A 15,822-nucleotide genomic window follows, 5' to 3' on the forward strand; every position below is an offset into this window, starting at 1 on the left:
CATAAACGTTACTCCCTCTGAGTAATGGAAATAAAAGTCATTATTTAAGAAGTGATAATGTTGATTGTACTGTTTGACCTTTGTAATTCTATTTTTTTTATCCTTATACACTTCAAAATATTCCTTGGGAATAGAAGCCTGAGGGATTTTACCTGTTGGTTGTATCTTTAAAAAATCAAAGGCAGTATACCTCCCGGCATAGATCATTTTTTGATCGGTATAATTCTTTGAATCAGATATTTCTCTTGCTTTGTTGAGTACTTCTTTAATTAATATGCCTTTGTCATCTGATTGGGAGAAAACAGATATATAGCTAAATAGAGACAGGATTAATAGAATATACTTTTTCATTGATAAAGATTCTCCCAAACTCTTTTTTTATTAAAGCTCTACATTTTGTTAAATGATTACGCCTCCTTTCTTCACCATATTTGCAATAAAATAGCCATTACAATGTAATACGTAAAGTAAGTAAAAATGCTATTCACCTCGATATAGCAATAGATTTTCTTTTGTTTAGTAAGTACACCTAAAAAGGTATAGTTTAATAAACAATCACCTCACCCCTGTAAAAAAACAAAAGCCCAACTTAAGTAGTCAGGCTTGATGTTATTTTTAATGTTCTTGATCGGGTTCTTCGAGCAAGTAGGGGTCATAAAATTCCTCTTTGTAATTGTATCCGGGGGGATAAGGATAGGACCATAGATATTCCTCATCATTCTTTACATCTGCTGTTAAATACTTAATCTTTTCATACGGACATTGGTCATCGATAAATAGATTATAAATATCTTCCAGGGTTAACTGGTCAATATGGTATTTTTTTCCACATTGCTCTGATACAACTTTTATGGTTTCCTTTATCTTTCCTTCTTCTCGTTTTACGGTGATATGTTGAAGGTATCTTCCTTTTAAAAAACCAATCCTTCCTATGGTGTTTAATTGGTTATCTAAAATATAGATGTTTAAACCGGCAGAAGAGGGTGTTTGATTACTTAGGTAAGCGGCAATATCAATATAAAAGATTTTTTGGAGCTTCTTATCATAGACAAAAAAACCTGAAGCCTGATTGTACAACGCAAATTCTGCTTTTGGGGGAGTCGCTGCCAAATGAAGAAAGGCTATACCAAAAATATACCCCTCACAAGGAAAGAAGAGATCAAATGTATAACTCTCTTTATGCCCATACCAATTATTATATATAATTTCTTGTAACCTGTCCTGTTTGAAATAGAGAGTATAGTAATTTAAAGTATCTAATCCCCCTTTAATAGCTTTAAAAGCATCAAAATCAAAGCTTTTAACATCAAAATGATAAGGATAAGTAATTATCTCCTTATTAAGAGCATGAGGTTTTACCTTCTCATTATAAATAGTATAGAGTTGCTCCATGGTCAAGTTACCCTCTTGGGCTTTCAATACCTGGTTATAAAACAACCCTGTTATAAACGGTAATAAAAAAAAGAATCTATTCATCACTATCCTTTTTAGTTGTTTGTTTAAAACTCTTGTCCCATTCAATCGGTTTTCCCCGGTCCCCATTTATATAGGGATTGCCTTCCATATGAATCAACTTTCCTGCTTCATCAATTTTTACCCAACCATAATTAAAATATTGAGGGGATGTCATAAATATGTTGCTATATCGATATTTAGATATTTGACTTACAAGTTTTCTTGTATGTTTAGTATTAAGGATATATTGTTTTACTTTTTTCTCTTGACCTCCTGAACTAGTCATAGTTACTGTAAACGGATACGCAGGAGAAGAAAGATCTTCATTTAAGAAAATATTAAATGTAGGGTTTTGTGGGTCTGTCTTAAAAAGCTCATGCAAGGCTAACCCCATAGAACCATTTTGTGGTTTTTCAGTACAGTCCCCTGCATGACAACTTGTAAAATATAGATTTCCACCTTCTTTCATAAACCTAGCGATCTTTTTGAGAGCCTTTATTTGTCGAATATTTGAAGAGCCTAATTTGGGATCTTTGGTTATATACTTATGAATATTTTTAGCCCGTACTCCATACTCGTATCCAAGATTAAAGTAGGAATAATTTCCATGTCCCCTAATCACCAGATTCACAATTCCAGCTCCAGCTCTGAATTTACCATGGTAATTCATGATAGCTTGTATTGCTTCCTCAATATTATCTACAAATTCATAGTTCCAAATGACATTATGTTTTGCATTAATCAAGGCTTCCCTTGCCTTATCCATATCTTTACCATCAATCACAATGATGAGATTTCCAGTGGGTTCATTCGGCTCGTTGACAAAGTCTTCAACTTCAGCAACTGGGTCCTCAATTACAGGTGGTAAAATATTTCCGGCTCCGGCGGTCAAATTATCGTAGGGATCGGTTAATGGGGTCGGCTCCGTCTTCACGCTCAAATCCGTTTCCTTCCAGTAGTGTTCCAGGATTTTATACCCTCCATCGTAGAGGATGGCCGGGGAGAGTTTGATTTGGGTGGTCATGGGTTCGCCATTCACCCCGTTGAAATTATTCTTAAAGAAGACGCAGTGTACATCGTAGAGTTCGAAGACCCGGCTCTTACTATCCTGGGTGACCGGGGAAACGACAATCTTTACTTTTTTCACCATGTCCATACCCACCGACCAGGCAAAAAAGCTTTGATCCGAGGTGGTTTCAAAGGTGATATCAAAGATTGTCCCGTTGGGTTTGCCCATCGGTTTGCCGTGCTCGTCTACCGAGCGGGTAAACCGGAATTTGAAGTCAAGGATATTCACTACTTTATCCTCAACATAAAGTCTTGCAATCAGGCTCATAATTCAAGGTCTTACCGATTGAAAAAATAACTAAAAGTAGTTAGTTGCCTTGCTAGTGAGTATAAGTATAAAAAATACAATGTAATACGTGATTATACACACAAAAAAGCACTTAACCTTGAGGTATTACTAGTTTTTCAGAAAGGGATTACCTGAATAAAGGCAGCTATAACCCCACTTTTAAGCTTCGAAAAGTCGCTAATCGATACAAATTCTGTAAGTTATGCACAAAGTCCACCCGGGTATAACGGCCGGCGATATGGGTTGTGAAATTCTCCCTCTTCCAAATTTTCTGAAAAACAACCGGTATACTAAATAAAAGCCCTCTCCTTTTACACTTGTAGGCCTGGTGTAAAAGGAGAGGGCTTTGGGGATGGAAAGTATTTCATCCAAAAGCCTTTGGTATTTATGCCTTTGCTGTTTTACGCACTTTTACTTGTATGAGTATGAGTGTTATAATGCCTGTGATGATTGCCGTGATTCCCAACTTGAACAATTCCGGTTGAATATCGGAATATGTACCTTGAAGAAACAATACTTTCCGGAATGCGGATAAGAAATGCGTTAAAGGGATGCATTCGGCAATGTGTTGAATGGCTTTGGGCATTTCACTCAAAGGCCAAGTGAATCCACTCATGATAAAACTTGGGGTGGCGATCACCATCAATACCTCTGTGGCTTTTAATTGATTGGGAAGCAACCAACTGACCAAAGCACCCATATTGGTAAGCGCCCACATAAATACTGCCGTTAAAGCCAACAGCGCTACTTGGCTATGGACCATAGGCAGGCGGACCATGGGGAAAAATACCCACTGAATGCCTCCCCAAAGCAAGAAACCCATGAGCCAATAAGGTAAAGACTTGGCCAATAACAAAAGCAACGGATTTTTTGATATTTGAGTCATTTCGTGAAAACGGCCCGTTTCAAATTCCAAAGCAAAAGTCAAGGCCATGACGAGTAAGAACACTTGTTGTAAAATAGTCCCCATCACTCCCGGCCACATAAATGTCAGGTAATTGGAATTTGCATTGTAAAAGCGGGTGCTGCCGATCTGAAACGCTTCAAACTGTTGGTAGGCCGTTTCCACCGGAATGCCTTTTTTGTTGAGCCCTTTGATTTCGATCCCTGCATTGAGTGTTGCCAATACCGAGCGGATGCCAAGGTTGGAATAATTGGCCGTCAGGATATTGGCCCCGTTGATTTCCACTTGAACTTCAGGGTGTCTTTTCTGATGAACATCTCCTTCAAAACCTTTTGGGATCTTGACAACGGCTACGGCATTGGTTTTTAAATCTTCCAGTATATGTGTTTCACCCTGCCGTACCATGGCGACTTCTACATAAGGGTTGTCGTTTAAGGCATCGATAATCTGGTGACTCAGTGCGGAATTGTCCAAATCTACCACGGAAACCGGCAAATCGGAAACCGTGGATTGTTGATACACGGCTCCCACCAACAAAGCGTATAAAATAGGCGCACCGATAAAAATTGCCCAGGCGACAGAATTGCCTTTGAAAATTTTGACCTCACGGATGATTAATTGCGATAAGGCTTTCATACGAGTTATTTTTTAGGCATTACGAAGGTGATATTGGTCATGATTGAATCAGCCAATCCGGGAGATACCGGAACGAATTTTAATTCGTATAAAGCTTGGTCCACTTCGTAGTTGGGGTTCATGCTTTTTCTGGTTGCATAGTCAGGAAGCGCTAAAATGCTGACCAGTCTGCCTTGTATTTGCAATGAAGAATCAAAGGGAGAATGGAACTTGGCCACTTCATCGATTTTATATTGATGTACTTCGGCTTCCGGAACCGTGAACCGGAAATACGTGGCCTGTTGTGCATACCCGATAAAGATATTATACCCGGGCAATGCCAATTCACCTTCTTTCAAAGCAACGGAAGTCAATCGCATATCCGCAGGGGCCAAAAGGTATCTTTCATTATAGGCAATATGTGCTTCTTTTAAGGCGCCTTGTGCTCTTTTCAGAGAACCCAAAGCCATCTTTTGTTTTTCGGACCGTACTCCGGATTCTATTTCTTTTTGTTTGGCTTGCGTTCCGTCCAACTGCGCTTGAGCCATCAGGTATTTGGCATATACTTCATCGTATTTTTGAGCGGTCACCATCTTTTCTTCAAACATCTTTTTGATGCGCTGATAACTTTTTTCAGCAAATACAAACTGCTCCTTGGCGGCCTCATAGGCGGCATTTACTTGTTCGATCTGCTCTTTGGTAGCGCCTTTAAAAACCATTTCATATTGGGCTTTGGCTGCTGCTACCGCTCCTTCGGCTTGCTCAATTTTAGCAGTGATTTCCGGGGCATGGATCAGGGCCAATGTATCCCCTTTTTTCACGGTCTCCCCTTCTTGAAAGTGAATCCGTTCTATCCGGCCGGGAATTTTTGAAGCTACATTGATAACTTCACGCTTCAATTTTCCTTTTAACATCATTTCTTGAGCGGGTTTTTCACAACTCCATAAGCCAAGTAGCAAGACGAAAAAAAGCAGGTTTACCTTTTTCATGATTTATACTATTTTTAAAAGTGAAAGCTGATTGATAGATCCTATTGAATTTGCTCCAAGCTGAGTATTCCCATTGCTCTTAGTAGTTGGGCTGTGGATTGCCGTTGTTCAAAAAGACGTTGAATATGCTCCAATTGTGCTTTTTCATATTCTGTTTGGGACTCGATCAGATCGGGTGTAGTGGCTAACCCATTTTCAAATTCTTTGTCCTTTATTGTCAAAGCATTATGGGCCTCGTTTGCTTTTTCTTCAGCCACTTGTACCAATTGCGTTTTTACCTGCCAGTCCGTATAGTTTTTTTCAAACTCCAAGGCGATCAGATTTTCGGTTTCTTCTTTTTGGAGTTGCATACTCTCCACTTGCAATTTTGAGTGCTGAATGTCTTTTTTTCGCTGCATTCCATCAAATATTTCCCATTTCAAGCCGACTCCTACAAACCATACCGGATCAATTTCGGTCAAGTTAGACCCGCCTTTCGCCAAGTGTGCAAAGGCCTTGGCTTTCGGTAAATAGCTGTATTTTTCAGATTTATGCACTTGCGATAATGCATTGATAGAATGTTTTAAAGCCTTTAGTTCCGGCCGGTTTTGCAGGTTGCTTTCTTCCGCTTGAATGTGCCAAAGGTCCAAGGTAGGGGAGAGGGCTTGAAGCGCTTCTTTTTCAACTCCGGTCAGTTGTTCCAGTTTTGAGAGTACCAGCGACTGTCCTCCTGAGAGTTTGATCAGGTTGGCTTCAATGTTCTTTTCCGCAATCCCGATTTTCGTTCTATCAAACTGAGTAGCCAGTCCGTTTTCTATCGCTTTTTCCACAAACTTCCTTTTTTCTTGCAATAGTGATTGCATTTCCGTCAGTACGGCTTCGGATTGTCGGATTACTGCCAGCTTGTCAAAGTACATCAGTGTTTCGATCATAACAGCTTGCTTCTCTTTTTCTACCAGAGCTTCTTGCGCATACATTTTTTCCTGGGCAGCTTTTGCCATGGTGGGTACTTGTAAGCCTGAAAAGATCACCATATCTATATGGGCATCTACAAACCAGAGGTTTTGATCGCGAAGGGCCATGCCTAACTGATTGGGGAGAAGTCCTGTGAGTTGCTGGCTGCTTTGAGTCAAATAGTTTTGCGTGGCGCCTAACAAAGCCTGTGTTTGAGGGTTTTGTAAGGCTTGTGCCAAGGCATAATCCCCTTTTGCTGCTGCGGCCTGGGCTTGATCTTTCAAGTATTGCTGAAAATTTCCCTGCATGGCATGCATGGCTTCTCCGGCACCGGATTGCAACTGATGGGTGATATCCGAAATGTCCCGTTTTATCGTAACTTCCGTGCCCATACGGAGATATGCCGCATCCACACCTACTTTGGGAAGATAGGTGTTCCACACTTTTTCCTTGCTAAGCTTGGCTTCTTCCACCTTATGTTCTTGCTTCTTTACCCGATAGCTATTGGCTAGTGCCTTCTCAACCATCTCCTTCCTGCTGAGGACATTTTGAGCCAAGCCGGCTTGGTACATCAAGATGGAAAACAGAATGAGAGTGAATTTATGAATTTTCATGATTTAAAAATTAACAGAGTGATTAATCACTCATTTTTAAACAATAAAAAATGGTATCATTTTTTGATACCGTCCCAGCAAACACTGATGGCCATTCTCCGGTGGTTGTAGTCGAGTTCGATAAATCCCGAGTTGGAACCTTTGATCAAGCCTATAATCACTCCATGAAACATACTCAACAGCATTTTGGGTGGAAGGGCTTTGATATCGCCTTTATCCAATGCCCCTTGTAACAAGTCCAATACCGGAGCCATCACTTCATTCAACTCCGATTTCGTTTCGGTGCTGATGAAAGGGGAGTAGCGGTATTGTTCCATAAAGCTGAACCATAAAGGATTGGATTGATAAAAATCAATGACATTGTTCATTAATAAATGGAATGCATCCTCCGAAGAAAGTTGGCTGTTAAAATTAGCCAGGATACTTTGTTTTAGTTTGTCCTTTGCAATGGTAAATAATGCATTGAGCAAATCTTCTTTGCTGGCATAGTATCGATAAATCGTACCGGAGCCCACATTGGCTTTTTTAGCAATTAGCGCTGTAGTCGTTCCGTGAAACCCTAATTCGGTTACCAACTCTAAAGTGGCTTCTAATATTTTTTCTTGTTTACGCATACAAAACGGAGTGATTAGTCACTCGCAATATTAAGCGGTATTTCTATACCGTGCAACTATTTGTTGATTTTTTTTGAGAAGAAAAGCTGACTTTTCTTTATTTGCAAGTACATAGCCATCAACTTTCTTTAGGATACTGTATATTTGTTCGGATAGCATATACCGTTATCATTTTTTAAACTTAAGAACAAGCCTAAACTTTTCTGATTAGCATTTGGCAACTGAACCCGGCCGATAAGCGGGGTTTCACTAATTCATTAGTAATGGAAGAAATGACAAAACAAGACCAATTAATCCAGCTTTTAAAACAAAAAAAATTTAAAGGGGTATTGAATTTCCTCAAAAGCCTTGACAAAGGCGAAAGGAGTACGTTAAGCCCCTATGCCAGAAAGTGGTATCGCAAAAATACACAATGGACCAATGAAAATGGGAATTGGAGTAGAGTGGGCGATTGGAATCAAATCCAATTGATGGAAGTAGTGTTATTGGCCTGTTGTAGTTTTACGGAGTTTAGTAAAACCAATATTAACCGGATAGCCCATAACCCTTATTTGGAAGAGTTGCTGGAATGGTACTGCCCCGGCTGGTTACCGGAATTTATAACGGAACATGACGGGAGTGGCCTTACCTATGAACAGTTTGTAGAATTTATCCGAAAAGGATGGGCAAACGCTGAAGAAGCTTTGATTGCGCGACTGATGTTCAGTTCAGATATAGAAGTAACCGAGGATGATGAAGTCACAGTGTCTATCAGAAACCTTACCCGTTTTCCGGAGACTTTACAAGAGCATATTTGGTACCTTTTTCAATATGAATCGTCTATTAATTACAGCGATCGTTCCATTGAAGTGAGAGCTTCAAAGACTCAGGAAACGTTGAACTGGAAACAGACATTCAAAAACTTATCGGAGCAAGGTACATTAGACCGCCAACGCTTACTAAAAGAAAGTACCCTGGCTTTTACCCGGAATTTTAACAAAACCCTGACGGGTTGGTTCGTTGATTTATTGGTGTATCTGGAACCCAGCCAGGAAGAGCTTTTGTCCTTACAAACGGAATTGAACCAGTCTTTTTATGCACCTCAAACCAAGCCGGTTAACACTGTACTGAAGTTTTATAAAAAGTTAGTGACAGTGAAAGGTTTCCAAGTAGAGAGCTTTTTAGAAGGAGCTGCTCTGTTGATCGCTTCGGAAACCAAATCGATAGTCTCTTCTTCCTTAATCATATTGGAGAAAATTGCAAAGAAATATCCTGAATACCAGAAGGAAATTTGCCCTCTGATGGCTCAAGTGTTTATGCATCAGGACGAGGCCCTTCAAAAGAAAGCAACAAAATTTATCTTGCAATACGGTGATCCGCAAGACGAAGCATTACAAGAAATTCTAAACCAGTATTATGAATCTTTGCTTTTTGGCAGTAAAGAGGCATTGCAAGGTTATTTTCAACAAGAAGGGCTTGGTGAAACGATGGCTGCCCCGGAAGAAGAAGCCGCTTCCGAAACAGCGCCTTTACTTACTAAAGAAAACGCAATTTGTTTACCTGAAACATTTGAAGACCTTTTGTTTCTGACCAGCCAGGCGTTGGATGGAAATGAAAGTTATCTTATTGACGTTCTTCCGGCGGCATTGATTCGGTTACAACCGGAAGTTTCGGAAGAAACGATTGGAAAATGGGAACCGGCTTTTCAACGGGCTTACAAAACGGTGATGAAGGGTGTGAGCAACCGGGTTAGTTATTTGGATGAAATGTTGGCGTATTTCTGGGTGGATTTCGGTCAATTGTTGGTAGAGAAATATCCTGCTGCCACTTCTTTTATTTCCAAAATTCACGAGAAGAACCAAAAAAAGGAAGAAGAAAGTGTTAAAGAGTGGTCGCATTATACCTTGAAATTAACCGGTTTGGCCAAATGGAAAAAGGCTTATTCCGATCCTATTTGTCAGGTATTTCAGCATTTATTGCTTACCGCATTGGCTAAATTGAAGAAGGGAGATTCCCTGCCGGTACTTTCCACGCCTACGCATGCACCAGCTTGGTTGTCTCCGGTAGCATTGGTACAGCGCTTGGCGCAATACCAAGAAGCCGAAGCTTCTCCTGATTCGTTAGATTTTCAATTGGCAATCTCAAGGACTGCCTTCGAACAACAGGAAGAGGCCTTGCAATTGGCGGAAGAAAAACTGGACGGGGAATGGTTATCGTTGATGCGATTTCTTTTGAAGGCTGAGGAATCTCCTCAGGGGCCATTTACCCAAACTCCGGTTTGGATGTCGGCAGGACTTCGCAAAGCTCCGGAAAAAGTGTTTGCTGAGTTTGAGGCTTTTCCGGAACAACAAATCCCCCGCCTCTTTTTGACCGGGAATTACCCCTGGAAAGCCAACCTTTTTAAGCATCCCACCAAAGAATATGATGCTAAAAAGAAAAAATACATTGATAGAATAAGAACTTACACGGTCCTGGAAGTGGATTGGAAAAGTGTGAAAACAGAAAATAGAAATTGGTTGGATGAAAATCAAAAGTGGTTGAATGGTTTTGGGAAAGCGGAGCTTCCGAATGATTCGTCTAAGGTATTTCTGTATTCCAATTTACAATTTAATCCTGAGTATTTCTACTACGAAGTCAACGATATCCCCCGCTTTCTTTCTTTAGTGCCTTTTCATTTGGACCCTGTTTTGGCTCCGCTCATTGATAAATATATGAGTAGGGATTTTTATTCTGAAGAAGCAAAAACATGTGTATTGAATCTATTGAAAGGCTTTTTGGAGTACAGCAATGAATTCAGCCCTTTGACCGGCTTATGTGTAGCGGCTGCAATGTTGGGAGGTGATAAAACCCTCAGGGCGATGGCCGCAGAAGTATGGATACAGGGAGTAGAAACCCAAAAAGTCCCTAGCGAACTAATGGGAGAGATTCTGGGTAAACTGGAGAATAAGGAATTTGCTCCCTTGAAGCGTTTCACTGATTTACTTACCGACAATCTTCATCAAGTTTCAAGTGTACACAATCAGGCGTTAGAGCAATTGCTCACGGCTTTCTTATCAGAACTGACCGAAGAACCGCTCAAAGGTTTGAAAAAACTGTTGGAACAATATGTGGAAGTAGTGGCTAGTAATCAATCAACAATTACCCATCCGGTACTCATCCAACGACTTGATCAATGGAAACAAGTCAGTAGTCTGAAAAAAGCGGTTCAAGCTGCTGAAAAGTATTTTGCATAAGAAGACGTTATATAATGTTTTCCGGTATTTATAGATCATCCAATACCTTTTGTCAAGGTAGTTTCTATTATTAAATTGAGATCCAGGCCCAAAACTTCTCCGGACACTTTGAGAAGTTTTGGACTCTCTGTGTGATTTTATTGCGAATGATATGACCTAAAAAGTCAAACGTTTACAAATTGCCTTTTCAATGAAAACTTTTTACAAGAGTAGTTGTCAATTACGATAAACATGACCCAACTAAACCAATTAACCCGGCTCATCGAACAGGAAGATGCAAAGGCGCTTGTACCTTTTTTAAAAAGCCTTGAATCGTCAGAACGGGAACATTTGAAACCCTTTGTCAAAAAACTGTATAAAAAATATTCCGAACCACTGTCCGCAAGCCTGACACAAAGGCGTATTCTGGATATGGCTGCTTTGGTCTGTTACACGTTTTCTGAATTTCGAAATATGGTACCCAGGGAGTTAATCTTTAATCCTCAATTGGAAGAGGTGCTGGAATGGCGTTGTCCGAAGTGGTTGGATCAGTACTTTACCGTGCAAGATCCGAAAGGGCTTGACTATGAAAAAATGATGCGGTTCGCTCAAAAAGGATGGTTACAGCCCAATGAAGCTTTGATTGCCTCACTGATGACCGGTTATGCCCTTGACTTATCAGATGGCAATATATTTGTCTTTTCGGCGATTGATTTCACCCAATTCCCGGAGACCTTGCAAACGCATATTTGGTATATTTTCTATTATGAGACTTCCGTTCACCAAACAGATTCTTCTCTTGAATATAGGGAAGAGCAAATGAAACTCATTGGCATGACTTGGAAACAGGCCCTGTGTCACTATTCGGAACAAGGGGTGCTGGACCGGCAACGTCTATTGCAAGAAAGTTTATTGGTCACGACCCGCAATTTTAATAAGAATTTGACGAATTGGTTCATAGATCTTTTCCTGTATCTCAAACCTTCCCAAAAGGAACTTTTGAGCTTGCAACCGGCATTGAACCAAGTGTTTCAGAGTCCTCATTCCAAACCAATCAAGACCGTTTTCGATATTTTCAAAAACTTATTGGAAGAGAAAGATTTCCAATTGGAAGCTTTTTTGGAGCAGGTTCCGTTTTTGATCGCTTCGGATATTAAGGTGAGAGTATCTTCCACTTTGACACTTTTGGAAAAGCTCATTAAAAAATATCCGGACCAGGCAAGTGAAATTTGTATGTTCGTTGCTCCGGTATTTATTCACCCGGACAAGACCCTACAGAACAAAGCTGTAAAATTCATTCTGAAACATGGGAATCCCGGGGAAGAGCGTTTGCAGCAAAACCTGATGCAATACTACGACACACTCCTTTCCAGTAGTAAAGAAAACTTACAAGCTTATATGCCGGAGGAGATGAGCGAAATAATGTCTGTTACAATGGGCGAACCGGAGATGTTTGAATCTCTGACTCTCCTTACGGAAGCAAACGAAATTCAACCACCCGGTACTTTTGACGATTTACTGTTTCTGGCCAGCCAGTCTATGGAAGGCAAGGAAGTTGAACATTTTGATCAGCTTCTGTCTGCCTTGATCCGTCTACAAACTAATATTACGGAGGAAACCGCGAACAAATTTGAGCCTGTTCTTCAGCAGGCCTACAAAATTGTGTTGAACGGTTTTCGCAGTCCAAAAGGACATCTGGATGAATTGGTGGCACATTTCTGGGTTGATTTCGGGCAGTACTTGATTGAAAAATATCCTGAGGGCACTCAGCCCCTTTTAAAACTTCACAAAAGATATCAAAAAAAGGACGAACAAAATATCAAAGAATGGAAGTACTTATATGCTAAACTGAAGAGTACTAAACAATTGGACGAAAGTTATTCCCCATGTCTTAATATTATTCAATATAAATTACTTTTAGTTTTTGAAAAGTTAAAAACGGGAGATACATTACCAATCCTTTCCACACCTACACATTCACCCGCTTGGCTTTCTCCGGTAGCATTGGTACAACGTTTGGCAAAATACCAAGAAGCCCAAATACCTCCCAATGGGATAGATTTGCAGTTGGCGATTTCCCGGGTAGTATTTGAACAACAAGAAGAAGCCTTACAATTGGCCCAAGAAAAACTGAACGGGGAAGAATTGTCGCTGATACGATTTCTTTTGAATTCTAAAGAATCTCCAAAAGAGCCTTTTACCCAAACCTCAGCTTGGATGATGGCCGGGGTTCGTAAAGAGCCGGAAACGGTTTTCAAAGAATTTGATGACTTTTTGGAACAACAAACTCCACGCAGTCTGTTTACAGGAAATTTTCCCTGGGAAATTAGGTCTGAAAAAAACCGGTACAGCAGTTATGGGCCAACAGATATACAATATATCCATTTGGACTTGAAATGTATTCATCAAGATGTACATCGATGGAGGGAAGAAACTGATATCAAGTTCGATAATTTTGTCTTGCAAAGACCTGAAAAAGGCTTTCTTCTTTCAAACCTGTATGTTGGGAATGAGTACGTCAATGATATTTCCCGCTTATTCTCATTAGTGCCTTTTACATGGCAAGCATATATGATAGAGTTACTTCCCAAGAACTTGAAATATTCAAGTTTTGTGGGAGAAGATGCAAAAAAGTGCACACAGAAAGTATTGGAAACTCTTCTGATGTATCCTGGTGAATTCAATCCGGTGTCCAATCTTTATGTTGCTGCCAGTATGTTGTGCAGTGATAAAACAGCCAAGTCTTTGGCCGCCGAAGTTTGGATTCAATCCGTTCGGGAGCAAAAAATCCAAAGCGAAGAGCTGGGCACTACGCTCGGGCAGTTGATAAAAAAGGAGTATGGTCCTTTAAAACGCTTCACGGACTTACTCAGTGGAAGTCTTTACCAGGTATCAAGTTTACACAATCAAGCCCTGGAGAAATTGCTGATAGCCTTCCTGTTGGAGCTACCGGAAGAACCGGTGAAAGGCTTGAAAAAACTATTGGAGCAATTTGTGGAATTGGTTGTAACCAATCAATTGACAATGAACCGGCCGGAACTTGTTCAGAAGCTACAACAATGGAAACAAACCCATAACCTGAAAAAAGTAATTCTGTCTCTTGAAAAGCTTTGCTCCGGTAAGTGACTGAATTAAGCAACGCGATCTCTTCAAAAGCGTGTTCCTTTTGAAGGGATCGTGTCAAACTAAATATTATTCCCTGCTTTTTCCCCCTTTCAGTATTCTACATCTTCGTATATAAGGAGGGCCTTAGTAGGGTCTTTCAAATGCTTTTCCTCTACTTGTGGGAGCCGGAATTTATCGTACTCAATCTCCTCTACCCGTTTCAAGTAGGGAGGAAACCAGTCGATTCCCAAGTATTGAAAACATTGTTGTTCCATTAATTTATTAGCTACCAATGTCAGACTATCATTGCTAGTTAGTTCATATAATACATAACTAATATCAAGGCGTCTTTTATTATCTACTGGAAGAGGAAAACAAAAGTCAAATTTAAACCCTCTTTTCCGTTTCATATAATAAAACCCATGAATTGCATTATCAAACCCTGTATAGTTCTCAATTGCGACTTCTTGTTCCTTTACATATATAAAAAGGTTATTTTTCTGAGGATGTTCCGAAAGCGGTTCCAATACTCCTGTCACAGGGGCTTGTACGGTATCATAGTGTGTTTTGGACATCCCCCGGTAAGTCAGATGTATGTTTGCCAACGGTCTCGTATAACCGTCAGTTACGGGTTAAATTAGCGATTATTTTCTGTTTAGCACAGGCGTTAGCAATTCCGAGTGGATTCGGACGTAGTCGAATCCGCCGTAATTGCGGTTATACATTGTTACCTGCTGGCTTTTATTCATATTTCAAAAGGATAGTTTTCAGCAAACACACTACTCAACTCATTTAGTTTCAATTTATAAATTTCCTTTATTTCTTGGGTCAAGTTGTTATTCAAATCGATTTCCTCTAACTGTTTGTTAAGAAACGCAAACTGTAACCATTTTCCAAAATCTATGTTTAAGTCAATCAGATTTTCTTCTGATATATCTCCTTTATTGTGGTCGTAAAAATAGATTCTATTCTTCTTGTGCATTATCCATAAATCTCCTTGTCCATTAGCTCCGAAAAACCAATAATCTTTTATTTCTTTAATTTTGAAATCTTTATTCCAATAATCTGAATCTGAAAATTCCTTAGTTACATTAATTGATTCCACGGAATTATATAAAATGCATTCGGCTGATATTTCAGTAGTCTTTATGTTAGTAACTATATTTTTATAATTATCTGGAAAATTAAAAGTAATTTGTTTTGGAAAGTTTATCCTTGGGTTATGTTTCGTCAACAATTTATCTTCTATTTCTTTTATATTGGTTAGGTTCAATATTTTCAATATTGGTTTTTTTTCATGGAAATATTCATAGGCAAAGGCTTCAACTTCTCCAAGTTGTTCTCTTCCGCAAACCTGATTTTTGTTTTCGTCTAAAATCGTAAATTGTTGTTGTTCAGAATTTCCAATGGGATTGCAACCGTCTAAGCCTAAAAGAATAGTGTAAAAAGTATCAGTTAGTGTACTGTCCATTATTTTTTTCATTTTGTTGGTCAGTTAAATTAAGTGACATAATCAAATTTCCAACTTCACTTTTAGGATTTTCCAACAAATATTCCTTTAAAGCACTTTGTTTTTCGGTGTAAAATGCCTTTACAAATTCTTCTGTGTTCATTGGTTGGTCAAATGGTGTACAACGGATGGGTATATGAAATGTTTGGCGTTTCAAAGCGATTTCCTATCAAACCGTTGCTATTTTTATTAAATGTACCGCCCTTAAAATTAGCACTTTCTGCCAAATATTTTATATACCGTGTTGTACGCTGGCCTTGATTTTTCTCGATATGTAACTGTATTTCAATCTGTGCGTTGGAGCGGGACGGGCTTGAAGGCTCTTTTGGCATTTTGGGATTGAGCGTAAGCTTTGCGGGAATGCCAAATGTGCCTGAGAGCGAAGGGATGCAAAAGGTGTTGGATAATCTACTGTTATGTTAATCATTAAATGACGGATAAAGTCTTTTTAGTTTCACTCTTGATTCCTTGGTGGTAAACTGCCAGTTTATCCGACTTTCTTTGTTGTTGCGGTCATTTTGCCAAGCATTCACCT

The 15,822-nt window shown here is 39.6% G+C and carries 12 protein-coding genes and 1 pseudogene; 2 read left to right on the forward strand and 11 right to left on the reverse strand.

All coding sequences use genetic code 11. The features are described from left to right. From AAG747_RS28875 to AAG747_RS28905, 7 genes are all read right to left on the reverse strand, one after another. Positions 1-351: hypothetical protein (locus AAG747_RS28875; RefSeq protein WP_346824744.1), on the reverse strand; the 351-nt coding region annotated here is incomplete at its 3' end. Between the two features lie 264 nt (positions 352-615). After that, positions 616-1,392, reverse strand: coding sequence for a hypothetical protein (locus AAG747_RS28880; RefSeq protein WP_346824745.1), 777 nt, complete (start codon positions 1,390-1,392; stop codon positions 616-618). Between the two features lie 76 nt (positions 1,393-1,468). After that, on the reverse strand, positions 1,469-2,791 hold the full coding sequence (gene tssD / locus AAG747_RS28885; protein WP_346824746.1) for a type VI secretion system tube protein TssD: 1,323 nt from the start codon (positions 2,789-2,791) through the stop codon (positions 1,469-1,471). A gap of 406 nt (positions 2,792-3,197) precedes the next feature. Then, positions 3,198-4,352: an ABC transporter permease gene (locus AAG747_RS28890; RefSeq protein WP_346824747.1), complete on the reverse strand. Its 1,155-nt coding sequence runs from the start codon at positions 4,350-4,352 to the stop codon at positions 3,198-3,200. 5 nt (positions 4,353-4,357) lie between these two features. Further along, positions 4,358-5,320, reverse strand: coding sequence for an HlyD family secretion protein (locus AAG747_RS28895; RefSeq protein WP_346824748.1), 963 nt, complete (start codon positions 5,318-5,320; stop codon positions 4,358-4,360). Between the two features lie 41 nt (positions 5,321-5,361). Beyond that, a complete protein-coding gene (locus AAG747_RS28900; protein ID WP_346824749.1) occupies positions 5,362-6,867 on the reverse strand; it encodes a TolC family protein in 1,506 nt (501 codons plus the stop codon). A 56-nt stretch (positions 6,868-6,923) separates the two neighbouring features. After that, positions 6,924-7,481: a TetR/AcrR family transcriptional regulator gene (locus AAG747_RS28905; protein ID WP_346824750.1), complete on the reverse strand. Its 558-nt coding sequence runs from the start codon at positions 7,479-7,481 to the stop codon at positions 6,924-6,926. A gap of 263 nt (positions 7,482-7,744) precedes the next feature. Here AAG747_RS28905 and AAG747_RS28910 point away from each other — a divergent pair, with 263 nt between their 5' ends. Next, positions 7,745-10,693, forward strand: coding sequence for a DUF6493 family protein (locus AAG747_RS28910; protein ID WP_346824751.1), 2,949 nt, complete (start codon positions 7,745-7,747; stop codon positions 10,691-10,693). A 231-nt stretch (positions 10,694-10,924) separates the two neighbouring features. Next, positions 10,925-13,798, forward strand: coding sequence for a DUF6493 family protein (locus AAG747_RS28915; RefSeq protein ID WP_346824752.1), 2,874 nt, complete (start codon positions 10,925-10,927; stop codon positions 13,796-13,798). Positions 13,799-13,887: 89 nt separating this feature from the next. Here the strand turns inward: AAG747_RS28915 and AAG747_RS28920 are convergent, their stop codons facing one another. The 4 genes and pseudogenes from AAG747_RS28920 to AAG747_RS28935 form a co-directional block, all read right to left on the reverse strand. Next, positions 13,888-14,382 (reverse strand): hypothetical protein, encoded by a 495-nt coding sequence (locus tag AAG747_RS28920; RefSeq protein WP_346824753.1) that lies wholly within the window; start codon positions 14,380-14,382, stop codon positions 13,888-13,890. 140 nt (positions 14,383-14,522) lie between these two features. Then, entirely contained in the window at positions 14,523-15,260 is a 738-nt protein-coding gene (locus AAG747_RS28925) for a hypothetical protein (protein WP_346824754.1), read from the reverse strand. Then, a complete protein-coding gene (locus AAG747_RS28930) occupies positions 15,229-15,390 on the reverse strand; it encodes a hypothetical protein (protein WP_346824755.1) in 162 nt (53 codons plus the stop codon). The genes AAG747_RS28925 and AAG747_RS28930 overlap by 32 nt, the downstream gene beginning before the upstream one ends. Positions 15,391-15,706: 316 nt before the next feature. Beyond that, a pseudogene (locus tag AAG747_RS28935) lies at positions 15,707-15,822 on the reverse strand (IS630 family transposase); the annotation flags it as partial.

It is taken from the genome of Rapidithrix thailandica (assembly GCF_039710355.1).
Lineage (GTDB): Bacteria > Bacteroidota > Bacteroidia > Cytophagales > Flammeovirgaceae > Rapidithrix > Rapidithrix thailandica.

Coding starts and splice junctions, on each gene's coding strand:
- AAG747_RS28880 (WP_346824745.1), bottom strand. CDS start 1,392: ATGGAGCAACTCTATACTATTTATAATGAGAAGGTAAAACCTCATGCT.
- tssD (WP_346824746.1), bottom strand. CDS start 2,791: ATGAGCCTGATTGCAAGACTTTATGTTGAGGATAAAGTAGTGAATATC.
- AAG747_RS28890 (WP_346824747.1), bottom strand. CDS start 4,352: ATGAAAGCCTTATCGCAATTAATCATCCGTGAGGTCAAAATTTTCAAA.
- AAG747_RS28895 (WP_346824748.1), bottom strand. CDS start 5,320: ATGAAAAAGGTAAACCTGCTTTTTTTCGTCTTGCTACTTGGCTTATGG.
- AAG747_RS28900 (WP_346824749.1), bottom strand. CDS start 6,867: ATGAAAATTCATAAATTCACTCTCATTCTGTTTTCCATCTTGATGTAC.
- AAG747_RS28905 (WP_346824750.1), bottom strand. CDS start 7,481: ATGCGTAAACAAGAAAAAATATTAGAAGCCACTTTAGAGTTGGTAACC.
- AAG747_RS28910 (WP_346824751.1), top strand. CDS start 7,745: ATGGAAGAAATGACAAAACAAGACCAATTAATCCAGCTTTTAAAACAA.
- AAG747_RS28915 (WP_346824752.1), top strand. CDS start 10,925: ATGACCCAACTAAACCAATTAACCCGGCTCATCGAACAGGAAGATGCA.
- AAG747_RS28925 (WP_346824754.1), bottom strand. CDS start 15,260: ATGAAAAAAATAATGGACAGTACACTAACTGATACTTTTTACACTATT.
- AAG747_RS28930 (WP_346824755.1), bottom strand. CDS start 15,390: ATGAACACAGAAGAATTTGTAAAGGCATTTTACACCGAAAAACAAAGT.